A 24,307-nucleotide genomic window follows, 5' to 3' on the forward strand; every position below is an offset into this window, starting at 1 on the left:
ACCACTACCAATAAGGTGTCTGTTATAAATAACTTTTTCTAAATTTCTTTTCTACAGAAAAATCAATCAAATTCATAAAGTTTTCATGCACTCCTAAAGTAATGTCTAGTTGTAATTTCTCTATCAACTTTAGTATTTCTTCAGGTTTGAATTGCAAATCAGGAATGGCAACATATTTTTCAAAAAGACCGCCAATACTTTTGTAGTACAACTGTTCAAAAGCATTCAAGTTTTCTGGCTTTTCATCTACATATTCATAAGTGTTGATATCGAAAGACTCTAAAACATTGCCCACATAATTTTTATGTAAAATCTGTTTTGGATTCACAATGTTTAACTCTTTAATACTCGGATTTAAATACGCATGCAGAATTGCTTTTGAGACAAAATCTACAGGAACAATATTTAATCCACTTTTTCTATCTACCCAAATTCTAAAATTTTCTTTCGCTTTTTTTGCATATTTATCTAAAAATATTGCCCAAGAATAAAAGACATCAAACTTGGGGGTTTCGTAAAAAGGCTTATCAATTAAACGACCGCAAATAATACTAGGTCTTAATATCTGAGCATTAATATTTTTAGCGTTACAGGTTTCTTTTACAAAACGCTCGCTCTCATATTTTGATTTTTCATACGGGTTTCTAAAATCGGTAACCTTATAATTTTCAATACGATCATTAACTTTCCTATCTTGAATTCCGAAAGAATATGCAGTACTGATGTATAAAAAACGAGTAACTTGTTCTGGGATTTCTTTTAAAAGCTGCTTTGTAACTAAGTAGTTTTGAGTATGAACTTTTTCTTTAGAATCATTGGTGTTTAATAAATTTGTAGAACCTGCGCAATGTATAACCGTATCAAAAGAATATTTGCTTAATGTTTTTTTTGTAATGGTTGCTAAATCTTGCGGTATTACAGTTATTTTTTCTAAACATTCTTCGAGTGTAAAATTGTTTAAAAATTCAGGTCGAGATTCGTCTTGCAAAATAGACATTAGACGTTCTTGTGCAGATTTTTCACTATTTCTAATAATTACAAAAAGGTGTTGCACTGTTTTATGAATAATTGCTTTGTGTAGCCACTCAAAAATAATATGACTTCCAACAATACCTGTTCCGCCTGTTAATAAACAATTCATAGTAAAATTTTAAAAAAAATGTGAGACGAAAATAGTTTTTTAAAATTATAAAACCTTGCAATTTGCAAGGTTTTATGTATTTAATTAAAAAATGAATTTTTATCCTTTATAAAAGGGCAATTTTACTACAGTGGAGGGAATTGCTTTTTTACGTACTTGTATGTAAATTTGTGTGCCAGATTTTGCAAATGCAGTAGGTACATATCCCATGCCTATTCCTTTTTGCAAACAAGGGCTCATGGTTCCAGAAGTTACGTTTCCAATACAATTTCCATTTACATCTACAATATCATACCCGTGTCTTGGTATGCCTCGTTCATCTAACTGAAAAGCGACCAATTTTTTTTGTGGTTTTTCTTCTTTTTGTTTTGCCAAAGCCTCTGCATTTACAAAGTCTTTGGTAAATTTTGTAATCCAACCCAAACCAGCTTCTATGGGAGAGGTTGTGTCGTCTATATCATTACCATACAAACAATATCCCATTTCTAAACGCAAAGTATCTCTTGCTGCCAAGCCAATAGGTTTGATACCAAAATTAGCACCCGCTTCAAAAACTGTATTCCAAATTTGTTCAACTTCGCTGTTTTTACAGTAAATTTCAAAACCACCAGAACCTGTATAACCAGTTGCCGAAATGATTACGTTTTCAATTCCTGCAAAATCACCTACTTTAAATTTGTAAAACGGAATAGCTGCCAAGTCTAAAGAAGTCAAAGATTGCATTGCTTCCACAGCTTTTGGGCCTTGAATTGCTAAGAGTGAATAATCATCTGATAAATCTCTTAAATCGGCTCCAAACTCTTTATTATACTTAGAAATCCAGTTCCAATCTTTTTCTATGTTAGAGGCATTTACCACTAATAAATATTGCTCTTCTTTAATTTTATAACAAATTAAATCGTCTACAATACCATTTTCTGTATTAGGAAAACAACTGTATTGTGCATCTCCAATGGCTAATTTAGACACATCGTTAGAAGTTACTTTTTGTAGTAATGGTAAAGCATTTTTGCCAGATACTAGAAACTCTCCCATATGACTTACGTCAAAAACACCTACAGCTTCTCTAACTGTTATATGTTCTGCTGTTACACCTTCGTATTGTACAGGCATATTATAGCCTGCAAAAGGCACCATTTTAGCGCCTAAAGAAATGTGTAAATTGTTTAAAGCTATATTTTTCATTTATAGATTTCTTAAAATTTCAGCTAAATTATTGAAAAATGGACAATAATCAACAACTAATTTTTCGTTAATTTTTTCTTTTCCAAATTTTTTATTTTACATTTGGTCATCATCCAAAAACAGTAAATAATGAATACCTATAAGTTTTTAATAGCCCTTTTTTTAGCAAGTACTTTTAGTGTTTTTTCTCAAACCCCTACAGATTATTTGGGTAAAGAGTTTCATAAAAGTAGAAGGGAAGCTTTAAGAGCTAAAATGCCAGCCAATTCTGTGGCTGTTGTTTTTGCAAATCCATTAAGAAATAGAGCAAATGATGTAGATTATGTGTTTCATCAAGACCCAAACTTTTATTATTTAACGGGGTATAGAGAACCTAATGGAGTTTTGGTAATGTTTTCTGAAAACCAAACCGATGCAGATGGTACAACATATAATGAAATTTTATATGTACAAAAAAGAGATGCCAGAGCAGAACAATGGAATGGAAAACGCTTGGGGGTAGAAGGTGCAAAAAACGAGTTGGGTTTTAAAGTTGCTTTTAATGCAGAAGCGTTTATAAACACTACCATTGATTTTAAAAAGTTTGATAGAATATTTATAGAAAAATTTAACGACGATTATAGAAACTCTACCAGAGAAAAAGCAGAAATTTACGATTTGGTGCGATCTTTTAAAGAAAAGGCAGCTTACAATCCAAAAAACTTTTTATCGCCTTTAAAAAAACAAATATATGAGATGGTAAAAGCAACCCCTATAGAAAATAGTGCAAATGTGGCACAAATAATAGGTAGAGCTGTAGCTTATGATCCTTCTTTAAAAAAAGATACAGACTTAATGCAATATAAAGAAGCAACGTCTGATAAAGTAAAAAAAGATTTACAGCAAAAAATTTCTTTAAAATTAGATGCAAAAACAAATATTGATGTCTCTTTTTTATCATTAAACTTAGCTACGTTAAGAGAAGTAAAAACAGCAGAAGAATTAAAATTATTAACCAAAGCTGTTCGTATTTCTGCCATTGGTCAAGTAGAAGTTATGAAAGCTATGAAACCACACATGTCTGAAACAGAATTACAAGGAATTCATGAATTTGTGTATAAAAAATATGGAGCAGAGTATGAAGGCTACCCAAGTATAGTAGGTGCAGGTAATAATGGTTGTATTTTACATTACATAGAAAACAACAAAACAAAAGTTGGTAACGATTTGGTTTTAATGGATTTAGGTGCAGAGTATAGAGGCTACACAGCCGATGTTACCAGAACTATACCTGCAAACGGAAAGTTTACCGATGCACAAAAAGCAATTTATGAGATTGTTTATAAAGCACAAGAAGCTGGTATTGCTGCCTATAAAATTGGCGAAAGTATGGGTAAACCCAACCAAATAGCAAGGCAAATTACTAACGAAGGTTTGTATAAATTAGGGATTATAAAATCTGTAGATGAAAAACATCCTTATTTTCCTCATGGAACGTCGCATCATATTGGTTTAGATGTGCATGATCCTGGTAATTATGGTAATTTTGAAGAAAATATGGTAGTAACTATGGAACCAGGAATTTACATTCCAGATGGTAGCAATTGCGATAAAAAATGGTGGGGAATTGGGATTCGAATAGAAGACGATATTTTGGTTACCAAAAATGGCCCTGTAAACTTATCTGCTGAAGCACCAAGAACCGTAAAAGAAATAGAAAAAATGATGGCTAAAAAATCGGTTTTAAACGATTTTGTACTACCAAATTTAGACGATTAATGAGCAAAGAACAACCCAATAACCCTTTACATGGCATCAAATTAGCCACAATTTTAGAGCAATTGTATTTAGAATATGGTTGGGAAGAACTAGGCTATTCTTTAGGTATAAAAGCCTTTTTAAATAACCCAACTTACAAATCTTCTTTAAAATTTTTAAGAACTACACCTTGGGCAAGAGAAAAAGTAGAAAAATTTTACCTAAAAAATATGATTGACTAATTTTTTTGTAGCCATTTCCTGCTTTCGCTACTCGCTTTTTTTATTCAAAATAGAATAAAAAAGAGCTCAAACAAACCGCTCAATCAGGGCTAAACCTGTTTGCTAACTAATTGTAACACCTTTATATTTTCTATGTTAACAATGCTATTTTATACTAACAAACTGCGTTAGCAATTGCAGTGGCATCCTTTTAATGTCAGTTTAAGAAATTACGCTTTTTTAGCGCAATGGTAACGAAAACCCATAAAAAGATACAACGTAAAGCGCGACCTTTAGGAAACGCCCAAATAATTATTCATATAAAGAATTTAATTTGTTATTTTTGTAAAACTTCGAGGATGATTTCTTTCCCACGCTGAATTTCTAGAACTCTCTAGAAAGATAAAGGTAGAACAGGAATGTTTTTAGTATAAACATTTAATAAAATTAAAATGGCTGTTTTAGACCAATTAACTTCGCAAGAAGCAATCGAATTAGAAAACAAATATGGTGCACACAATTATCATCCATTACCAGTGGTGTTAAGTAGAGGCGAAGGTGTACATGTTTGGGACGTAGAAGGTAAAAAATACTACGATTTTCTATCTGCATATTCTGCAGTAAATCAAGGGCATTGCCACCCAAAAATTGTGGATGCAATGACACAACAGGCAAAAACACTTAGTTTAACTTCGCGTGCATTTTATAATAACATGTTGGGTAGATACGAAAAATTTGCTTCAGAATATTTTGGCTTTGATAAATTATTACCCATGAATACTGGTGCAGAAGCTGTAGAAACTGCTTTAAAAATTGCTAGAAAATGGGCTTATGAAGTAAAAGGAATAGACGAAAATAAAGCAGAAATTATTGTTTGCGAAAATAATTTTCATGGTAGAACTACTACCATTATTTCTTTTTCAAACGATCCTGTTGCACGTAAAAACTTTGGGCCTTATACCAAAGGTTTTTTAAAAATTGAATACGATAATTTACAAGAATTACAACAAGCTTTAGAAAGTAGTAATACTATTGCTGCATTTTTGGTAGAACCTATACAAGGTGAAGCGGGTGTATATGTACCCTCTGAAGGTTATTTAGCAGCAGCTAAAAAAATGTGCGAAGACCATAATGTTTTGTTTATTGCAGACGAAGTGCAAACAGGTATTGCAAGAACTGGTCGTTTATTGGCTACCTGTGGTAATTGCTCTTGTGAAGATAAAAACTGTTCTGGCACACCAGAAGTTAAACCAGATATTTTAATTTTGGGTAAAGCACTTTCTGGAGGTGCATATCCTGTTTCTGCAGTATTGGCAAATAATGCTGTTATGAATGTAATTAAACCAGGAAATCATGGTTCTACATTTGGTGGTAACCCTATTGCAGCCGCTGTTGCAATGGCTGCTTTAGAGGTAGTTGCAGATGAAAAATTAGCCATAAATGCAGATAGGTTAGGAAATATTTTTAGAGCAGAATTAGCTGAATTTTGTAAAGAAAACGATTTGGTAAAATCTGTAAGAGGTAAGGGGTTGCTAAATGCAATTTTAATAAACGATACAGAAGATAGCGCAACTGCTTGGAATATTTGTATAAAACTAAGAGACAATGGTTTATTAGCAAAACCAACTCATGGAAATATCATTAGGTTTGCCCCACCTTTGGTAATGACAGAGGAAGAGTTAAGAGATTGTATTGAGATTATAAAAAATACAATTTCGGATTTTATAAAGTAATTATCTAACTAAAAGCTACAATGTTTATTGTAGCTTTTTTTAGGTGCATCTTTAAAAACATTTTTTTTATTACATTTGGTACATAACTAAAACTTTAAAAACTATGATGGAAAATCCAATTACCCAATTAGAACAACTTACATTAAACAATGCCTCTAGAAGCTTTTTAAAAGAAACAGCAAAATGGACTTATTTTTTGTCTATTGTTGGTTTTATTTTTGTAGGATTAATGGTTTTAGTTAGTTTTTTTGCTGGTGCATTATTTAGTAACTTACCAAATTCAGAGGCAATGCCTTTTAATTTTGGGCCATTTATGACCATTATTTATCTAGTAATGGCATTAATTTACTTTTTCCCAATTTTGTATTTATTTAAATTTTCTACCAAAATGAAAATAGCTTTACAATCTAAAATTGATGAAGATTTAGCAGCTGCTTTAGAAAACTTAAAATCTCATTATAAATTTGTAGGTGTTTTTACAATTATTATTATTTCTATCTACGTGTTATTTTTTCTATTAGCCATTATAGGAGGAATGTTTGCTTACTAAATTTTATTTATTAAAAATAAGAACAAAGGCTATTTAAACATATCCATTCCTGGTATATTTGGCATACCATCTTTAGCAGCAACAGTCATTTCTGTTTCGTTTATATTTGTTGCTTTTTCGATGGCTTTATTTAAAGTTAATATTAAATAATCTTCTAATTCTTCTGCATCATTTAAAAGAGAAGGATCTATAGAAATTGCTTTTATCTGTCTATTAGCAGTTAAGGTAACTTTTAGTTTGTTGTCTGTAGAATTTTCATCAACTAAAACCGTATCTAACCTTTTTTTAGTTGCTGCTACTTTTTTTTGAGCTTCTTTAAGCTTATTCATCATTCCAGAAATGTCTCCAAACATATTTTATTGTTTTATTCGTATTAATTTAGGTGCAAATTTACTAAATTTACTAGGAATTAAATCCATCTAAAAATGAGAAAAATATATTTATACACGTGCATATTTAGTCTTATTTTTGCAATCGCTTGTAAAAATAAAGATATGAACAGTACAGACTCAAAAGCTCCAGTAGCTAAAAAACAACCTACCAAATTAGAAATGCATGGAGATGTAAGAATAGACAACTATTTTTGGATGCGTTTATCAGATGCACAAAAATTGGCAGAGGTTAAAGACGAGCAAACAAAAGAAGTAATTGATTATTTAGATGCAGAAAATGCTTATTATGATGATGTTACAGCTTACTCAAAAAACTTCGAAGAAAAATTATTTGAAGAAATGAAGGGCAGAATCAAAGAAGATGATGCTTCTGTGCCTTATAAAAATAACGGTTATTACTACATAACACGTTACGAAAAAGGGATGCAATACCCAATTTATAGCCGTAAAAGAGAAACTTTAGAAGCAGAAGAGCAGATTTTATTTAATGTAAATGACATGGCTAAAGAGTACGATTATTATCAATTAGGAGGTTTAAATGTTTCTCCAGATAATAAATTGGCTGTTTTTGCAACAGATACTGTAAGTAGAAGACAATATTTTTTAAGAATTAAAAACTTAGAAACAGGTAATATTTATACAGATATTATAGACAATACAACAGGTGGTTCTGTTTGGGCAAATGATAATAAAACGATTTTTTATACCAAAAAAGACCCAATTACACTTAGAAGCGAAAAAATATTTAGACATGTTTTAGGCACACCAACATCAGAAGATGTAGAGGTGTATCATGAAAAAGATGAAACTTTTGGCGTTTATGTAACCAAATCTAAGTCTAAAAAATATATCATTATTGGTTCTTATAGTACAGTTTCTACAGAAGCACAATTTTTAGATGCAGATAATCCAACAGGAAGTTTGCAAATGATACAACCTAGAGAAAGAGATTTAGAGTATAGTGTTTCTCATTTTGGAGACCATTTTTACATCTTAACCAATAAAGACGAAGCAACCAATTTTAAATTGATGAAAACGCCTGTTTCTGCACCCACAAAAAATAATTGGGTAGATGTAATTCCTCATAGAGAAGATACTTTATTAGAAGATTTTTCAATATTTAAAGAGTATTTAGTCTTAGAAGAAAGAACCGACGGTTTAAGCAAAGTTCGCATCAAACGTTGGGATGCTAAAGAGGATTACTATTTACCTTTTAATGAAGAAACATATTCTGTAGGTGTGTATTCCAATCCAGATTTTGATACAAATACCTTACGTTATTCTTACAATTCTTTTACAACACCAGCATCTGTTATAGATTTTAATATGGCAGATAAATCAAAAGAAGTAAAAAAAGAACAAGAAGTTTTAGGAGGTAAATTTGATAAAAATAATTACAAAAGTGAAAGAGTTTGGGCAACAGCTAGAGATGGAAAAAAAGTAGCAATTTCTTTGGTTTACCATAAAGACACCCAACTAACTTCACAAACACCTTTATTGCAATACGCTTATGGCTCTTATGGTTATACAATTCCTGATGGATTTTCTACCACACGTTTAAGTTTGTTAGATAGAGGTTTTGTATATGCTTTAGCACATATTAGAGGTAGCCAATATTTAGGAAGAGATTGGTATGAAGATGGTAAAATGTTACACAAGAAAAACACCTTTACAGACTTTGTAGACTGTTCTAAATTTTTAATTGATAATAATTATACATCTCCAAAACACTTATATGCTATGGGCGGTTCTGCAGGTGGTTTGTTAATGGGTGCTGTGGTAAACATGAATCCAGAATTATACAATGGCATTATAGCAGCTGTACCTTTTGTAGATGTAGTTTCTACAATGATAGATGATTCCATACCATTAACCACAGGAGAATATGACGAATGGGGAAACCCAAATAACAAAGAATATTATGATTATATTAAATCTTATTCGCCTTACGACCAAGTAACATCTAAAGCCTACCCAAATATGTTGGTAACTACTGGTTTTCATGATAGTCAAGTACAATATTGGGAACCTGCAAAATGGGTAGCAAAACTAAGAGACTTAAAAACAGATAACAATATTTTATTGTTGCATACCAATATGGAAGCCGGACATGGAGGCGCTTCTGGGCGTTTTGACGCTTTAAAAGAAACAGCTAAAGATTATACATTTTTCTTAGCTTTAGAAAATAAATTAGGTACAGAAGCCATAAAGCTTTAAAATCTGTTTTTATTTCAATCTTAAAAACGTACTTTTGCACACTGTAAAAGTGAAACCTCACAGGTACAACTTGTGAGGTTTTTCATGAAAAAACATCATGATAAAGAATACTGGAATTCATAATAACATTTTAGAATTAGTTGGAGAAACCCCACTAGTAAAACTAAGAAAAACTACAAAAAAATTACAGGGCTCTTACTTTGCTAAAGTTGAGGCTTTTAATCCAGGTCACTCTTCAAAAGACAGAATTGCATTGCACATTATTAATGTTGCAGAAAAAAAAGGCATTTTAAAAAAAGGAGCCACCATTGTAGAAACTACATCCGGTAACACAGGTTTTAGTTTAGCAATGATTAGTATTGTAAAAGGTTATAAATGTATTTTAGCTGTAAGCGATAAATCTTCTCAAGACAAAATAGATTTATTAAAAACAATGGGAGCAGAGGTACATATTTGTCCTGCAAATGTTCCTGCAGACGATCCAAGATCTTACTATGAAGTGGCCAAAACCATTCACAAAAAAACAAAAAATTCGGTTTATATAAACCAATATTTTAACGAGCTTAATATAGAAGCACACTACAGGTCTACAGGACCAGAAATTTGGCAACAAACCCAAGGTAAAATAACACATTTGGTAGCAGCAAGTGGAACAGGTGGTACTATTTCTGGCACTGGTAAGTATTTAAAAGAACAAAATCCAAACATAAAAATTCTAGGGGTAGATGCTTTTGGTTCTGTATTAAAAAAATACCACGAAACAGGAAAATTTGATAAAAACGAAATACAACCTTATAAAATTGAAGGTTTAGGCAAAACACTTATACCTTCAGCTACAGATTTTGATGTTATAGATATTTACGAGAAAGTATCTGATAAAGATGCTGCATTTTCTGCAAGAGAAATCGTAAAAAAAGAAGGCATTTTTCCAGGTTATACATCAGGTGCTGTTTTACAAGCTACAAAACAATATGCAGCACAAAATTATTTTAATGATGATAGTTTTGTTGTACTTATTTTTCCAGATCATGGATCGCGTTATATGAATAAAATCTACAACGATTCTTGGATGAAAAATCAAGGTTTTATTGATTAAAATAAAGCTTTTCTCATTTTATTTATAAATTGGATAAACTGTCAATTTTTTTTACCTTTGTCAACATCAAAATAGCAGAAACAATGGCGGTAGATTTATTTGATAGAATCATAAAAGACAAAGGGCCCTTAGGAAAATGGGCAGAACAAGCAGAAGGGTACTATGTGTTTCCAAAATTAGAAGGTCCTATTTCTAACAGAATGTCTTTTAATGGTAAAAAAGTAGTTACATGGAGTATTAACGATTACCTAGGGTTGGCAAACCATCCTGAAGTTTTAAAAGTTGATGGAGAAGCTGCTTTAGAGCATGGTATGGCTTATCCTATGGGGGCAAGAATGATGTCTGGTCACACTCCCTATCACGAACAATTAGAGCGTGAATGTGCAGCATTTGTAAATAAAGAAAAAGCATATCTTTTAAATTTTGGTTATCAAGGCATTATGTCTGCAATAGACGCTTTGGTTTCTAAAAATGATATTATTGTATACGATATGGACACGCACGCTTGTATTATAGATGGGGTTCGTTTGCATTCAGGAAAACGTTTTGTATATCGTCATAACGATATGGAAAGTTTTGAAAAAAACATCAAACGTGCTGCAAAAATGGCAGAAAAAACAGGTGGAGGAATTTTAGTAATTTCTGAAGGTGTTTTTGGAATGCGTGGAGAGCAAGGGCGTTTAAAAGAAATTGTAGCTTTTAAAAAACAATATAATTTTAGATTATTAGTTGATGATGCACACGGTTTTGGAACTTTAGGAGAAGGAGGAAGAGGCACAGGTTTTGAACAAGGTGTACAAGATGATATTGATGTGTATTTTGCAACTTTTGCCAAATCTATGGCAGGTATTGGTGCTTTTTTAGCAGGAGATAAAGATGTAATTCAGTTTTTACAATATAATTTACGTTCTCAAATGTTTGCAAAATCTTTACCAATGGCAATGGTTAAAGGTGCATTAAAACGTTTAGACATGATTAGAACCATGCCAGAACTAAAAGAAAAGTTGTGGGAAAACACTAATGCACTACAATCTGGTTTAAGAAATGCAGGTTTCGATTTAGGAACGACCCAAACTTGTATTACACCTGTATTTTTAAAAGGTGATATACCTGAAGCTATGGCTATGGTAAATGATTTAAGAGAAAATCATGGAATCTTTTGTTCTATTGTTGTATATCCTGTAATCCCAAAAGGATTAATAATTTTAAGGCTGATACCAACAGCAACCCATACACAAGATGATATTGATGAAACCATTACTGCTTTTTCTGCAATTAGAGCAAAGCTAGAAGATGGTACTTACAAAAAAATAGCAGCAGCTTTAGTGTAAATGAGTATTTAACAAACAATAAAACCTCAAAACAGTATTTTGTTTTGAGGTTTTTTATTTTAATAAAAATAGACTTTTATTTTACATCCATTAATTCTACATCAAAAATAAGAGTAGCATCTGGTGGAATTACACCACCTGCACCTGCAGCACCATATGCTAAATTAGAAGGAATTACAAAACGCGCTTTATCTCCCACATTTAATAATTGTATACCTTCATCCCAACCAGAAATTACTTGTCCTACACCCACATTAAAATCGATAGGTTGTTTTCTTTTGTAAGAAGAGTCAAATACTGTACCATCTAATAATTGGCCTTTGTAATGTACAGAAACTCCTGCGCCTTTTGTAGCTTTTTTTCCAGTACCTTTTTGAATGATTTTATAACGTAACCCACTATCAGTTTCATCATAACCAGCAGCAATTTCGTCTAACATTTCTTTTTGTTTTGCTTTTGCTTCTGCTTCTCTTTTTTCTCTTGCTCCTTCAAAAGTTCTAAAAGCTTCTATGGCATTAAAGCTTTCAGCTTCACCACCAACTCTTAAAATTTCTACTTTCATATCATCACCTTGTGTAACAGTATCTACAATATCTTGCCCTTCTACAACAGTACCAAAAACAGTATGTTTGTCATCTAACCATGGAGTAGGAACGTGGGTAATGTAAAACTGACTTCCGTTAGTTGCGGGGCCAGAGTTTGCCATTGCTAATTTACCTGGTGCATCGTGTTTTAAATCAGGATGAAATTCATCATCAAATTTATAACCAGGGTTTCCTGTACCTGTACCTAATGGACAACCACCTTGAATCATAAAATCTGGAATTACTCTATGGAATTTTAAACCATCGTAATAAGGAGTTCCTTGAGCTTTTGCTGAGTTTTCTAAATTACCTTCTGCTAAAGCAACAAAATTACCAACTGTTCCAGGAGCTTTCTCATGTTCTAATTGTACTAAAATTTCACCTTTTGGTGTGGTGAATTTTGCATATAATCCGTTATTCATATTGTTTTAATTTATTTTATTTTTTTAAATTTAATAATGATAAACTATAGGTAAAACCTACGTTTAAGTTTGTTGAATTTACATTGCCATAAGGAGATATCATTTGACCCCCAGAGATGTTAAAGTTAAAATCGTCATTTACATGAAAGTTGATACCTGCTGTTGGTCTAATTAAAATACCTTCACCAGAATCCACTCTTCCTCCTCCAGCCACACCAGCTGCAACTTCTGCAAATAAAGAAATTTTATCGTTCAAAAATTTATTTGATTTAATTCCTAAACCAAAAATACCGTGAGCATATCCACCAGATTTTCCTTTGTAAGCAAAAGAAGCTTCTCCAGCTATATAAAATCTTTTATTTAAATCGTAATTTATTTTTAAAGCAATTAATTGTAAATTACTTGGAGGGATGCCAAATTTAGCAACATTAAAATAGGTCTGATTTTGAACTCCTATTTGTACCCCTTGTGTTTTAAGAGATTTCGCTTTTTTCTCGGTAAAAAAATCTTTGATCCCTCCACTTACACCATAATATTTTAAACTAAATCCAGCAGTATATGCCTGAAAACTCGCAATACCACCAACAGATCTGTGATAGCCTCCATGAAGGCTTAAACCAAATTTATCTGAAAATCGAATATCTGCGCCTACACTCGGATACATTGTTAAACCACCTTCAGGATAAATTCTCCCACCTGCAGCTCCAATACCCATTTTTGCAAAAAAGTTAACGTGTTTAGTTTCAATAAAGTTCTTTCCTACACCAAAAAATAAATCCATAAAACCAGCTGTTAAACCAGCATACATAGCATCTACATGTGCATAAATAAATGTGTTTTCATTTAAATATTTTTGATATTCAAATCCTATGATCGATAATACTTTATCAATTTTTTGATAACTTGGGTTTGTACTAGCATCTGTTCTGGAATTTCCAAAAGGAAAAAAATAATCGAATGTTACTTGTTGAACGCTTTTTACTGCAGGTTTTTTCCAAAAATTATCTGTCGTTGAATTTGCAACAACAAATTCTTTCTGAGCTTGTTTATAAGAAGCAATTCGTAAAGTTGTTGGGATTTCAACAAAAAAGGAAATATTATCATTTTTTTGGATACCTGTAAAAAAGTTTACATATCCATATTGAACTCCAAATGAATATCCATTTTTTTTATATTGTAAACCTGCATTAGGATAAATAATTCCACCTCCATTTACTAATGATCTATAACCACCACCACCTCCAAAATGTGCATTAGCATCAAAGTATAGGTTTTTATAAATAGGTAAGTTAACGCCTAAATTTACTCCTAAAGTAAACAATCCTCCTTGATCACCTGTAATTGCTGTATGAAATCCAGCACCTGTATATAACCAATTTGTTAAAGGGATGTTGTAATTTAAACCTACAAACCCCATAGTTGGTTGTAAATTATAACCTACTTTTTCATCTGGTTGATGGACTAAAGTATAATTTAATCGAATATTATTATGCATCTCTTTAGTTACCATATCAGATAAATCATACTTTTGAGAATATGATTTAAACGAAAGAAATAGTACTAAAACTAAAACATAATTTTTCATCGTTTTATTTTTTAAATTCACTTGTAAAGTGCAGTTTTACCGTGGGGTATTTACTTTGTGTCATTTGAATTGTAAAGGCAGAATCTGCTAAAAATACCAATTGATCTTGTTTGTCTTTTGCTAAATAACGCTGTTTAACTCTTTTAAATTCTTTAAACTCTTCGTTTTTTGGGTTTTCTGGTTCTACCCAACATGCTTTATGAACTTGTAAATTTTCATAGGTACATTTTGCACCATATTCGTGTTCTAATCTGTATTGAATTACTTCATATTGTAAAGCACCTACAGTTCCTACAACTCTTCTACCATTCATATCTAAAGTAAATAATTGTGCAACACCTTCATCCATTAATTGGTCTAAACCTTTGTATAATTGTTTAGATTTCATGGGATCTCCATTATTTACATATCTAAAATGTTCTGGAGAAAAACTTGGTATTCCTTTAAAGTTTAATTGCTCTCCTTCTGTTAATGTATCTCCAATTTTAAAATTTCCAGTATCGTGTAAACCTACAATATCACCAGGAAAAGATTCTTCTACAATTTCTTTTTTCTCTGCAAAAAATGCATTTGGACTAGAAAACTTTACTTTTTTACCATTTCTAACATGTAAATACGGTGCGTTTCGTTTGAATTTACCAGATACAATTTTTATAAATGCTAACCTATCTCTGTGTTTAGGATCCATATTGGCATGTATTTTAAATACAAAACCTGTTAGTTTTTCTTCTTTTGAATCTACTAAACGTTCTTCTGCTTTTTTGGGTTGTGGTGGTGGCGCAATTTCTATAAATGCATCTAATAATTCTTTTACACCAAAGTTATTTAATGCAGAGCCAAAAAACACAGGCTGTAATTCTCCTTTTAAATATGCTTCTTGATTAAATGGAGGATAAACTTCTTCAATTAACTCTAATTCTTCACGTAAAGTATTTGCTGCTGTATCACCTATAACTTTATCTAATTCTGGGTTTGTTAAATCATCAAACTCTACACCATCTGAAACGGTTTGTTTTTTATCGCCAGAAAAAAGATTTAATTTTTTTGCCCAAATGTTATAAATTCCTTTAAAATCATATCCCATTCCAATAGGGAAACTCATTGGTGTAACACGCAAACCTAGTTTTTGCTCTACTTCATCTAACAAATCAAAAGCATCTTTACCTTCTCTATCTAATTTGTTGATAAAAACGAGCATAGGTATGCTACGCATTCTACAAACTTCTACCAGTTTTTCGGTTTGTGGCTCTACACCTTTGGCAACATCGATAACCACAATTACACTGTCTACAGCTGTTAGGGTTCTAAAAGTATCTTCTGCAAAATCTTTATGCCCAGGTGTATCTAAAATATTAATTTTTTTGTTTTTATAGATAAAAGCCAAAACAGAAGTTGCTACAGAAATTCCACGCTGTCGCTCAATTTCCATAAAATCGGAAGTAGCTCCTTTTTTAATTTTGTTGTTTTTTACTGCACCTGCTTCTTGTATGGCACCACCAAATAGTAATAATTTTTCTGTTAAGGTTGTTTTACCTGCATCTGGGTGAGATATGATACCAAAAGTTCTTCTTCGTTTTATTTCTTCTAAAAAGCTCATCTACAAAATTTGAGGTGCAAAGATAGGTTTTACAAAGAGAAATATCAATCTAAAATTTCTACAGTCATTCTAATGTCTTTTAGCGGCCATTCATCTACACCCACTTTAACTTTAGACATTTTATCCATAGTATCAAAACCTGAAATTACTTCGCCAAAAACGGTGTGTTCTTTGTTTAAGTGATGTGCACCATTTCTATTATGGACTATGTAAAATTCAAAAGGATTTGATAATTTATTGGGGTTGTCTTCCCAATCTCTAGCAGCTGCTAATGCACCATACTTGTGTCTTCTATGGCTTTTAAATTCAGGTTTTAGCCTGTAATTACCATACAGTCTTCTTTGTTTTTTGGTATAGGTTTCGTCTGAATTACCACCTTGAATTACAAAGTTTCTAGCAATTCTGTAAAACTCTGTTGTATTAAAATAATTTATTTTAGTTAAAAAAATAAAATTGGCTCTGTGAATTGGAACATCATTATATAAGCGCAATTTTATATTACCAAACTTTGTTTTTATGATAACTTTGTTTTCTTTATTTTGCTTACCATATGCTGTAAAAAAGGCCTCTACGTTTTTACTGTTTAAACTATCCCAACGTTTTACTACTTTTTTTTCGATCTTTTTCCTCAGATTTTTTTTTACAATAGCTGTACTATCTATTTCTTGTTTGGAAGTTGTTGTTTTATTTTTACATTGAAATAAAAAGAATAAACAACCAATAAAGAAGTAGAATTTTAAAATTCTCATTGCATAAATTTTTAAACTTTCAAAGATAAATCATCAATATAAAACATTAGAAAAATTTGTTAATTTTTATTGTTTTTTTAAGATTTTTTGACAACTCTTTCCCTATTTTTGTAAAAATGGAAGAACAAGTTATTTTAGTAGATGAAAATGATACCCCAGTTGGTTTAATGGAAAAAATAGAAGCGCATGAAAAAGCCTTATTACACAGAGCTTTTTCTGTTTTTATTTTTAATAAAAAAGGAGAATTGATGCTGCAACAAAGAGCAGGTTCTAAATATCATTCGCCTTTATTATGGACAAATACTTGTTGCTCACATCAAAGAGAAGGAGAAACCAATATAGAAGCTGGCAAAAGACGTTTGCAAGAAGAAATGGGGTTTAGCACAGATTTAAAAGAGGTTTTTTCTTTTATCTATAAAGCACCTTTTGATAATGGTTTAACAGAGCATGAACTAGATCATGTGATGATTGGTTATTATGACGATGCACCGAAATTAAATAAAGAAGAAGCAGAAGCCTACAAATGGATGCCATTAGAGGATGTAAAAAAAGACATTGAAGAAAATCCGCATTTATATACTGCGTGGTTTAAAATTATATTTAAAAAATCTTACGAAAAACTAAGCCATGCCTAAAGTAACCGTTCATAGAAAAGCGCATTTTAATGCAGCTCATAGATTGTATAGAAAAGATTGGAGTGATGAAAAAAACGTTGCTGTTTTTAGCAAGTGTAGCAACCCTAATTTCCACGGTCATAATTACGAGTTAATTGTTTCTTTAACTGGAGAAATAGACAAAGAAACGGGTTATGTTTTTGATTTAGGGATTTTAAAAAACTATATAAAATCTGAAATTGAAGATTGTTTTGATCATAAAAATTTAAATGTAGAAGTACCTGAGTTTAAAGATGTAAACCCTACAGCAGAAAATATTTGTGTGGTTACCTATCAAAAACTTAGAAAATTATTACCCAGTCATTTAGATTTAAAAGTAACACTTTACGAAACTCCAAGAAACTTTGTGAGTTATTCAGGTGAATAATCAATATTAGTTATAATTTAAAAAGCCTCGTTTACAATTTGTAAACGAGGCTTTTTATTTAAATAATTAAAAGTATTTAGTTTTTACTTTTGTTTTTAAATTCATCAAATTTATCACCTTCTTTTTTAGGCCAGCTATTGTTAGCAGTATCTACATCAGCAGTTTCAAAATCTGGATCTATTACAATTTTGGTAATTTCTTTAGTAGAAGCAAATACCCTTTTTGCAGAAGTATCACTTTTCATCCAAATTTGTGCAGGGAAAGTTTCTCTTTTAGTTGAACCATCTGCGTAGGTTAATTCTACAATTATTGGCATAATTAAACCTCCTGGTTTTTCGAACTCTACAGAGTAGATATAAGAAGGTACTTCTTTACCATCTGCATATTTATTCATAGCATTTGGGTTAGCATCTTCCTTTTTGTCTGTTATGTAAACTAAGTCTCCTAAATTATCAAAATACTGTTTGTATTGCTCTTTTAATTTAGTTACTCTTTCGCTTGCTTTGTCAGTTAAGTATAATGGTTTTACAGATTTAATACCTATATCTGTAACATCTGTTGTGTAAAACCACCCTCTAAAAAACCAGTCTAAATCCATACCAGATGCATCTTCCATAGATCTAAAGAAATCTTCTGGAGTTGGGTGTTTAAACATCCATCTTTGAGAATATGTTCTAAATGCATGGTCAAACAATTCTGGTCCCATAATTGTTTTTCGCAAAATATATAAACCTGCTGCGGGTTTAGAATATGCATTTGGACCAAATTGTTTTACGTAATCTCCTTGAGACATAATAGGAGAGATGTTACTTTGATCACCGCCCATATATCTTGTAATTTCCTTTGCAGGGTTTGAGGCAAATAATTCTGCGTCATAAACATCTTCTGCTAAAATTTCTACGAAAGAGTTTAAACCTTCGTCCATCCATGTCCATTGCCTTTCGTCAGAATTTACAATCATTGGGAAAAAGTTATGCCCAACTTCATGTATAATTACTCCTAACATTCCTTTTTTAGTTCTGTCAGAATAAGTTCCATCTGGATTTGGACGACCAAAGTTGAAACAAATCATTGGATACTCCATACCTTGTCTTTCTGAATGTACAGAAACTGCTTTTGGATAAGGATAATCGAATGTTAATTTAGAATATTCTATCAAGGTTGTTGCTACAGCTCTTGTAGAGTGTTCTTCCCATAAAGGGTTTCCTTCTTTAGGATATAAAGAGGTGGCCATTACTGTTTTACCATTAATGTTTACAGCCATTGCATCCCAAATGTATTTTCTAGAAGTAGCAAAAGCAAAATCTCTAACTTTTTGAGCCTTAAATTTCCATGTTTTTGTACTAGTTACACGTCCTTTTTCAGTTTTTTCAGCTTCTTTTTGTGTTACAATAATAACAGGTTTGTCAAAAGATTTTCTAGCTTTCTCCATACGTTTACGTTGTGTTTTTGTTAACACATCTTTCTCGTTTTGTAAAGTACCTGTTGCTTCTACAATGTGGTCTGAAGGAACCGTTAAGTTTACTTCATAATCACCAAATTCTAAAGCAAATTCAGAACGACCCCAAAATTGCATATTTTGCCAACCTTCTACATTATTGTAAACGGCTAATCTTGGAAAAAACTGTGCAATTGTATAATTGTTATTTCCGTCTTTAAAAGCTTCTAAACCAGAACGACCACCATCTTTGTTGATGTCGTTTATTTTATAATTCCACTGAATTCTGAATTCAAACGTTTTACCTGGAGCTAATGGTTTAGATAAATTGATACGCATCATGGTTCTATTAATGGTATGTGATAATGGTTTACCATTACTTTCTACCTTTGTAATATTGTACCCAAATCCTTTTTTTTCGTTCATGAAAGAACCTTTAAAGTTGTTTGGTGTTATAAATGCAGATGCACTGTTAGATTTTGCTAATGGAGTTTTTGAGTCATCTGCTCTCATATTTTGGTCTAATTGCACCCATAAATATTCTAGATAATCTTTAGAATTGTTGTGATATGTGATTTCTTCATCACCATAAATTTTATTGTTAGGCTCATCTAAACGAATGTCCATAACATAGTCTACTTTTTGTTGTGTATACTGATGTCCTGGCGCACCAGCCGCATTATGCTGGTCATTTGGAGTAGCCAAAACATCTTTCATTTGTCTGAATTTGTTTTGGTCTGTGTGTCCTTTTTGTGTTTTGCTTTCCTTTACTTTTTTTTCTTGTGCTATTGATACAAAAGAAATGAAGAATAAAGAAAAAGCTAATAATGATAGTTTTTTCATATTTGATTGTTTTGTTTAAATTCTGTCGCCTAAATTAAGCATATCTATGCAATTTTGTTAAATATTGTTAATGTTTTAACAAATCTTTATTATAAAAAAAACTGCTTAAAGAATGTTTCTTGAAGCAGTTTTAAATTTTTTGTAATTAATATTTAGTTTTTCATTTTATTTTTAAATTTACTAAACCCATCTTCTTTGTTTCTTGGAAAACTATTGTTAGAGGTGTCTACATCTGCAGTTTCTAACTCTGGGTCTACTACAATTTTAGTAATTTGTTTATCTGAATGCACTGCTTTGGTAACTTGTTTGTCATTATATCTCCAAATTTCTGCAGGATACATTTTCTTTTGTTTAGTGCCATCATCATAAGTAAATTCTACAATAATAGGCATTACTAAACCACCAGGTTTGTTATAAGTAATTTCGTAAAAATATTTAGACTTTGCCTTTTTTGGTTTGTTTATAGATAAACCTTCGCTTGTATCTTCTATAAATTCTATTGTTTCATTAGTTGCGTCTTTTGCATAAAATTTACGGACACCTTCGATACCAATATCTGTAACATCAGTAGTGTAAAACCAACCTCTCCAAAACCAGTCTAAGTCTACGCCAGAAGCATCTTCCATAGTTCTAAAGAAGTCTGCTGGTGTTGGGTGTTTAAATTTCCATCTTTGTGCATAAGTTTTAAATGCATGATCAAACAACTCTTTACCCATAATGGTTTCTCTTAAAATCCATAAAGCTGTAGCTGGTTTTCCATAGGCATTGCTACCAAAACTATATACATGGTCTCCTTTAGACATTATTGGTGCAATTCTAGATTGATCTCCAGCCATATATCTTACAATATTTTTTGGATATCCTCTTGTGATAGGGAAGTTAGGGTCGTAATCTAATTCTGCCAACATTTCCATATAAGAGTTTAAACCTTCATCCATCCAAGTCCATTGTCTTTCATCTGAATTTACAATCATTGGAAAAAAGTTATGTCCAACTTCGTGAATGGTTACTTTTATCATTCTGTATTTTGTTCTGTCAGAATAGGTTCCATCTGGATTAGGTCTTCCTGGATTGAAACAAATTTGAGGATATTCCATTCCCATTTGCCCATCTACAGAGATTGCTTTGTGGTATGGATAATCAAACGTATATCTAGAATATGTTTTTAAGGTTTGTGCAACTGCTCTTGTAGAATGGTCTCCATACAAAGGGTTTGCTTCTTTAGAATATAATGATTGTGCCATTACAGTTTTACCATTAATATCTACAGCCATAGCATCAAAAATAAATTTTCTTGAACTTGCAAACGCATAATCTCTTACATTTTTAGCAACAAATTTCCATGTTTTTGTTTTTTTAGATTTTGTTTTTTCTATTTTTTCAGCTTCTTTTTGAGTTCTAATAATTACTGGTTTGTCAAAAGTTTTTTTCGCTTTTTCTAATCTTTTTAATTCCTTTCTAGTAAAAACTTCTTCAGGATTTTGTAATATACCAGTAGCACCTAACATGTGGTCTTCTGGAGTGGTAATATTAACGGTAAAATCTCCAAATTCTAAAGCAAATTCACTTCTTCCCCAAAATTGGTCGTTTTGCCAACCTTCTACATTATCATACACACACATTCTTGGATAAAACTGTGCAATTACGTAGTTGTTGTTTCTGTTTTCTGTAAAATGTTCGTACCCAGATCTACCACCTTGTGTTCTGTGATTATTGATGTTATACCACCATTTTATTTTAAATTGAAATTTTTCTCCAGATGCTAAGGGTTGGGCTAAATTTATACGCATCATTGTTTGGTTAATGGTGTGTGATAAATTGCTGCCATCTATATTTTTTACACTTTCTATTTTAAACCCACCATCAAAAGGAGTTTCTATGTAAGCTTTGTTAAATCTTGTTTTTGAGGTTTTACTTGGTATTCTGCTTGTTTGAATATCTGGGGTTTTAGAATCTGCAGCTCTCATATTTTGGTCTAATTGTACCCATAAATATGGCAAAGTATCATCTGAATTGTTGTGATAGGTAATAGTTTCATTACCATAAATTCTGGTCTTTGCATCATCTAAAAGAATATCCATAGTATAATCTACTTTTTGCTGCGTGTACTTTATACCTGGAGCACCAGATGCAGTTCTTTGTAGATTAGGCGTTGGTAAAAGTTCTTTTAACTGTTTAAACTTGTTCTGATTGGTATGCCCTTGTTTGGTTTTAGATTCTTGTGCCAAAAATGCACTTGATATAAAAAACATAGAAAGGATTAGAAAACCCAGTTTTTTCATAATTGTTGGTTTTTGTTTATTGAATTAGTATTTGAATTTATTTTGATGATTTTCTTTAGTTAACAGAATACTTTTGTTTTTTGAACCTACTTTAGATTTTATAAGGTTTTGTTGTTCTGGAAAATGTTTAATTAATATTTTATTGTCTATATCTATAGATTTTACTTGATTTATATTTTCTATTTCTAGATAAAAGTAAACCAAATCGCCTTCATATTCTTTACCAATGTAATTAAAATTGGCAGCAATATCATTAACTTTAAAACTTAGCTTGCTTTTTAGGTATTTTTCGAAATAGATATCGTTATTTTCTAATTCTTTTTTGGTGGTAAGTTGTAAATCTATGTTGTAATCTTTGTTTAGTGCCAGCTCAATATCATCCATAAAAACGCTAGTAATTATTTGAACGGCTTTTGCATTTTCTTTAAATTTAATTTGAGTTAAACTTAAATAATATTTATGGCTTGTAAAAGAGAATATTGTTGCTATTAAAAAAAATAGTAGTAGTTTATTTATTTTCATACTTGTTATTAAAACAATTATTGCGCCAATTTACTCTTTTTTTATAACTTCTAAGTAGGTTTTACTTTCTCTTCTAAAAATTTTAATAATATCTAAAACCTTATCTTCTTTATGTAATTTCTCGATACCTAAAGGATTGCAATACTCTAAAAAATGAAAGTAATTTTCTACAGGTATTTTTAATTGCTCGAAAAAGAATTTTTCTCCTAATTCTGACATGATTTTATAAGGAAAATCTTTTTTTCTAGCTAGTTCTTTTCTTAATGCCCACAAACGTTCTGAATGTTTAAAAGCCATTGTAACACTAGCACCTGCACCTGCAAAGTTTACAGTTGGGTCTGTATTATTTAAAGGTGGTTTTGCTTTGTCTATTTCGTCTATTGGACCAACAACATTCATATCTACATCAGATAAATTCATGACTTCTCTTAAAAGTGAATCTTTTTTATTAAAAGGTACATCTTTGGTGTCTATACCTAATCTACCACTTAAATTGTGTTTTTTTAGCACAATGCTATCTAATACAATTGTTCTATATTTTAATTTTATTTTAAGTAGTTTTTCTAGTACATTATTCTTTTTTACAACTACAAATTTTGTAATGTGTTGTACAGAAGAAAAACGTAAAGAATCTCCTTCTTTTACAAAAATTCGAAATTCACCATTATCAGAAGTAAAAGTACCTTGGTTGGTTTTTAAGTTGATGATATTGGCATTTCTAACCGTACTTAAAGAATCTGTTACTTTACCATTTATAATTGTTCTTCTTAATTGAGAAAAAGAAGAGCTTACAACAAATGCTAATAAAAATAATAGGAGTAATTTTTTTTGCATATTAACAATGATTTTAACAAATTTCATATTAATCTTTTTAAATTTATAAAATTATCTGATAAACTTCTGTTAAAAACATTTTTTTTATTTTTGAGATATGAAAAAAATGATTGTTGCAAGTACATCTACCATTTTTGGGAGTGGTTATTTGGAGTATTTATTACCCACTTTAGAAAAGCACTTTGCAAATGTTAAAAGAATTGTGTTTATACCTTTTGCAAGACCAGGTGGAATTTCTTACGAAAAATATACAGCTTTAGCTAAAAAAGCTTTTGCAGGCATCCATATAAATGTAAAAGGTTTACATGAATTTGATAATTACAAAGCAGCAATTCTAGAGGCTGAAGGTATTTTTACAGGAGGAGGAAATACTTTTGAATTGGTAAATCAACTTTATAAACAAGAGGTCTTAGCATCACTAAAAATTGTTATAGAAAAAGGTGTACCGTATTTAGGTACAAGTGCAGGTAGTAATATTTGTGGGGTTTCTATGATGAATACCAATGATATGCCTATTGTATATCCACCAAGTTTTACAACTTTAGGTTGTATTCCTTTTAATATTAATGCGCATTATTTAGATCCTGTAAAAGGTTCTACGCATATGGGAGAAACTAGAGCAACTAGAATTAAAGAGTTTCATGTGTTTAATAAGACACCAGTTTTGGGTTTAAGAGAAGGTAGTTGGTTAGAAGTAAATGACAACAGCATTACTTTACAAGGAAAATATACTGCAAGATTATTTCAACAAAATAAAGTGCCTTTTGAATTAGAAAGTGGGAGAGAAGTGGTTGTTTGATTTTGAAG

Annotated in this window: 21 protein-coding genes; 10 read left to right on the top strand and 11 right to left on the bottom strand. The window is 31.2% G+C overall.

The window, feature by feature from the left end; all coding sequences use genetic code 11:
* Positions 1-22 precede the first annotated feature (22 nt).
* Both AC2D6T_RS05250 and gcvT read right to left on the bottom strand, forming a co-directional pair.
* Complete coding sequence (locus AC2D6T_RS05250) at positions 23-1,141, bottom strand: SDR family oxidoreductase (RefSeq protein WP_484680707.1); 1,119 nt, start codon at positions 1,139-1,141, stop codon at positions 23-25.
* Positions 1,142-1,240: 99 nt separating this feature from the next.
* Positions 1,241-2,326 carry a glycine cleavage system aminomethyltransferase GcvT gene (gcvT, locus tag AC2D6T_RS05255; RefSeq protein ID WP_484680708.1) on the bottom strand — a complete coding sequence of 362 codons (1,086 nt, stop codon included), beginning with the start codon at positions 2,324-2,326 and terminating at the stop codon, positions 1,241-1,243.
* A 129-nt stretch (positions 2,327-2,455) separates the two neighbouring features.
* Between gcvT and AC2D6T_RS05260 the strand changes: the two genes are divergently transcribed.
* The 4 genes from AC2D6T_RS05260 to AC2D6T_RS05275 all read left to right on the top strand — a co-directional run bounded on the left by AC2D6T_RS05260 (position 2,456) and on the right by AC2D6T_RS05275 (position 6,567).
* On the top strand, positions 2,456-4,084 hold the full coding sequence (locus AC2D6T_RS05260) for an aminopeptidase P N-terminal domain-containing protein (protein ID WP_484680709.1): 1,629 nt from the start codon (positions 2,456-2,458) through the stop codon (positions 4,082-4,084).
* A complete protein-coding gene (locus tag AC2D6T_RS05265; protein ID WP_438988481.1) occupies positions 4,084-4,305 on the top strand; it encodes a VF530 family protein in 222 nt (73 codons plus the stop codon). The genes AC2D6T_RS05260 and AC2D6T_RS05265 overlap by 1 nt, the downstream gene beginning before the upstream one ends.
* A 431-nt stretch (positions 4,306-4,736) precedes the next feature.
* Positions 4,737-6,017: an ornithine--oxo-acid transaminase gene (gene rocD / locus AC2D6T_RS05270; protein WP_484680710.1), complete on the top strand. Its 1,281-nt coding sequence runs from the start codon at positions 4,737-4,739 to the stop codon at positions 6,015-6,017.
* A 103-nt stretch (positions 6,018-6,120) separates the two neighbouring features.
* Entirely contained in the window at positions 6,121-6,567 is a 447-nt protein-coding gene (locus AC2D6T_RS05275; protein WP_484680711.1) for a DUF5362 family protein, read from the top strand.
* Between the two features lie 29 nt (positions 6,568-6,596).
* On the opposite strand, the gene AC2D6T_RS05280 is transcribed toward AC2D6T_RS05275, so the two are convergent.
* On the bottom strand, positions 6,597-6,920 hold the full coding sequence (locus AC2D6T_RS05280) for a YbaB/EbfC family nucleoid-associated protein (protein ID WP_484680712.1): 324 nt from the start codon (positions 6,918-6,920) through the stop codon (positions 6,597-6,599).
* A 141-nt stretch (positions 6,921-7,061) separates the two neighbouring features.
* Between AC2D6T_RS05280 and AC2D6T_RS05285 the strand changes: the two genes are divergently transcribed.
* From AC2D6T_RS05285 to capB, 3 genes are all read left to right on the top strand, one after another.
* On the top strand, positions 7,062-9,176 hold the full coding sequence (locus AC2D6T_RS05285; protein ID WP_484680713.1) for a S9 family peptidase: 2,115 nt from the start codon (positions 7,062-7,064) through the stop codon (positions 9,174-9,176).
* A gap of 97 nt (positions 9,177-9,273) precedes the next feature.
* Positions 9,274-10,272: a cysteate synthase gene (capA, locus tag AC2D6T_RS05290; protein ID WP_298946923.1), complete on the top strand. Its 999-nt coding sequence runs from the start codon at positions 9,274-9,276 to the stop codon at positions 10,270-10,272.
* Between the two features lie 83 nt (positions 10,273-10,355).
* The gene (gene capB, locus AC2D6T_RS05295) at positions 10,356-11,603 is read left to right on the top strand and encodes a cysteate-C-fatty acyltransferase (protein ID WP_298946921.1); all 1,248 of its coding nucleotides are present in this window, start codon (positions 10,356-10,358) and stop codon (positions 11,601-11,603) included.
* Positions 11,604-11,679: 76 nt separating this feature from the next.
* On the opposite strand, the gene AC2D6T_RS05300 is transcribed toward capB, so the two are convergent.
* From AC2D6T_RS05300 to AC2D6T_RS05315, 4 genes are read right to left on the bottom strand one after another with little or no spacing between them, the layout of a single operon-like run.
* Entirely contained in the window at positions 11,680-12,609 is a 930-nt protein-coding gene (locus tag AC2D6T_RS05300) for a peptidylprolyl isomerase (protein ID WP_484680714.1), read from the bottom strand.
* A 16-nt stretch (positions 12,610-12,625) separates the two neighbouring features.
* A complete protein-coding gene (locus tag AC2D6T_RS05305; RefSeq protein WP_484680715.1) occupies positions 12,626-14,194 on the bottom strand; it encodes a hypothetical protein in 1,569 nt (522 codons plus the stop codon).
* Positions 14,195-14,198: 4 nt separating this feature from the next.
* Positions 14,199-15,791, bottom strand: coding sequence for a peptide chain release factor 3 (locus tag AC2D6T_RS05310; protein WP_484680716.1), 1,593 nt, complete (start codon positions 15,789-15,791; stop codon positions 14,199-14,201).
* A gap of 44 nt (positions 15,792-15,835) precedes the next feature.
* Complete coding sequence (locus AC2D6T_RS05315; protein WP_298946913.1) at positions 15,836-16,540, bottom strand: peptidylprolyl isomerase; 705 nt, start codon at positions 16,538-16,540, stop codon at positions 15,836-15,838.
* Positions 16,541-16,656: 116 nt separating this feature from the next.
* Between AC2D6T_RS05315 and idi the strand changes: the two genes are divergently transcribed.
* Both idi and AC2D6T_RS05325 read left to right on the top strand, forming a co-directional pair.
* Positions 16,657-17,175, top strand: coding sequence for an isopentenyl-diphosphate Delta-isomerase (gene idi / locus AC2D6T_RS05320; protein ID WP_484680717.1), 519 nt, complete (start codon positions 16,657-16,659; stop codon positions 17,173-17,175).
* The gene (locus AC2D6T_RS05325; RefSeq protein WP_298946909.1) at positions 17,168-17,581 is read left to right on the top strand and encodes a 6-pyruvoyl trahydropterin synthase family protein; all 414 of its coding nucleotides are present in this window, start codon (positions 17,168-17,170) and stop codon (positions 17,579-17,581) included. The genes idi and AC2D6T_RS05325 overlap by 8 nt, the downstream gene beginning before the upstream one ends.
* A gap of 76 nt (positions 17,582-17,657) precedes the next feature.
* Here AC2D6T_RS05325 and AC2D6T_RS05330 read toward each other — a convergent pair whose 3' ends face one another.
* From AC2D6T_RS05330 to AC2D6T_RS05345, 4 genes are all read right to left on the bottom strand, one after another.
* Positions 17,658-19,862 (bottom strand): M1 family metallopeptidase, encoded by a 2,205-nt coding sequence (locus AC2D6T_RS05330; RefSeq protein ID WP_484680718.1) that lies wholly within the window; start codon positions 19,860-19,862, stop codon positions 17,658-17,660.
* 152 nt (positions 19,863-20,014) lie between these two features.
* Positions 20,015-22,144 (bottom strand): M1 family metallopeptidase, encoded by a 2,130-nt coding sequence (locus AC2D6T_RS05335; RefSeq protein WP_484680719.1) that lies wholly within the window; start codon positions 22,142-22,144, stop codon positions 20,015-20,017.
* Between the two features lie 24 nt (positions 22,145-22,168).
* Entirely contained in the window at positions 22,169-22,666 is a 498-nt protein-coding gene (locus AC2D6T_RS05340) for a DUF6702 family protein (protein WP_484680720.1), read from the bottom strand.
* Positions 22,667-22,696: 30 nt separating this feature from the next.
* Positions 22,697-23,527 (bottom strand): peptidase associated/transthyretin-like domain-containing protein, encoded by an 831-nt coding sequence (locus tag AC2D6T_RS05345; RefSeq protein ID WP_484680721.1) that lies wholly within the window; start codon positions 23,525-23,527, stop codon positions 22,697-22,699.
* 70 nt (positions 23,528-23,597) lie between these two features.
* Here AC2D6T_RS05345 and pepE point away from each other — a divergent pair, with 70 nt between their 5' ends.
* Positions 23,598-24,299, top strand: coding sequence for a dipeptidase PepE (pepE, locus tag AC2D6T_RS05350; RefSeq protein ID WP_484680722.1), 702 nt, complete (start codon positions 23,598-23,600; stop codon positions 24,297-24,299).
* Positions 24,300-24,307 lie beyond the last annotated feature (8 nt).

It is taken from the genome of Polaribacter sp. YIW18 (genome assembly GCF_057219325.1).

Coding starts and splice junctions, on each gene's coding strand:
- AC2D6T_RS05250 (WP_484680707.1), bottom strand. CDS start 1,141: ATGAATTGTTTATTAACAGGCGGAACAGGTATTGTTGGAAGTCATATT.
- gcvT (WP_484680708.1), bottom strand. CDS start 2,326: ATGAAAAATATAGCTTTAAACAATTTACACATTTCTTTAGGCGCTAAA.
- AC2D6T_RS05260 (WP_484680709.1), top strand. CDS start 2,456: ATGAATACCTATAAGTTTTTAATAGCCCTTTTTTTAGCAAGTACTTTT.
- AC2D6T_RS05265 (WP_438988481.1), top strand. CDS start 4,084: ATGAGCAAAGAACAACCCAATAACCCTTTACATGGCATCAAATTAGCC.
- rocD (WP_484680710.1), top strand. CDS start 4,737: ATGGCTGTTTTAGACCAATTAACTTCGCAAGAAGCAATCGAATTAGAA.
- AC2D6T_RS05275 (WP_484680711.1), top strand. CDS start 6,121: ATGATGGAAAATCCAATTACCCAATTAGAACAACTTACATTAAACAAT.
- AC2D6T_RS05280 (WP_484680712.1), bottom strand. CDS start 6,920: ATGTTTGGAGACATTTCTGGAATGATGAATAAGCTTAAAGAAGCTCAA.
- AC2D6T_RS05285 (WP_484680713.1), top strand. CDS start 7,062: ATGAACAGTACAGACTCAAAAGCTCCAGTAGCTAAAAAACAACCTACC.
- capA (WP_298946923.1), top strand. CDS start 9,274: ATGATAAAGAATACTGGAATTCATAATAACATTTTAGAATTAGTTGGA.
- capB (WP_298946921.1), top strand. CDS start 10,356: ATGGCGGTAGATTTATTTGATAGAATCATAAAAGACAAAGGGCCCTTA.
- AC2D6T_RS05300 (WP_484680714.1), bottom strand. CDS start 12,609: ATGAATAACGGATTATATGCAAAATTCACCACACCAAAAGGTGAAATT.
- AC2D6T_RS05305 (WP_484680715.1), bottom strand. CDS start 14,194: ATGAAAAATTATGTTTTAGTTTTAGTACTATTTCTTTCGTTTAAATCA.
- AC2D6T_RS05310 (WP_484680716.1), bottom strand. CDS start 15,791: ATGAGCTTTTTAGAAGAAATAAAACGAAGAAGAACTTTTGGTATCATA.
- AC2D6T_RS05315 (WP_298946913.1), bottom strand. CDS start 16,540: ATGAGAATTTTAAAATTCTACTTCTTTATTGGTTGTTTATTCTTTTTA.
- idi (WP_484680717.1), top strand. CDS start 16,657: ATGGAAGAACAAGTTATTTTAGTAGATGAAAATGATACCCCAGTTGGT.
- AC2D6T_RS05325 (WP_298946909.1), top strand. CDS start 17,168: ATGCCTAAAGTAACCGTTCATAGAAAAGCGCATTTTAATGCAGCTCAT.
- AC2D6T_RS05330 (WP_484680718.1), bottom strand. CDS start 19,862: ATGAAAAAACTATCATTATTAGCTTTTTCTTTATTCTTCATTTCTTTT.
- AC2D6T_RS05335 (WP_484680719.1), bottom strand. CDS start 22,144: ATGAAAAAACTGGGTTTTCTAATCCTTTCTATGTTTTTTATATCAAGT.
- AC2D6T_RS05340 (WP_484680720.1), bottom strand. CDS start 22,666: ATGAAAATAAATAAACTACTACTATTTTTTTTAATAGCAACAATATTC.
- AC2D6T_RS05345 (WP_484680721.1), bottom strand. CDS start 23,527: ATGAAATTTGTTAAAATCATTGTTAATATGCAAAAAAAATTACTCCTA.
- pepE (WP_484680722.1), top strand. CDS start 23,598: ATGAAAAAAATGATTGTTGCAAGTACATCTACCATTTTTGGGAGTGGT.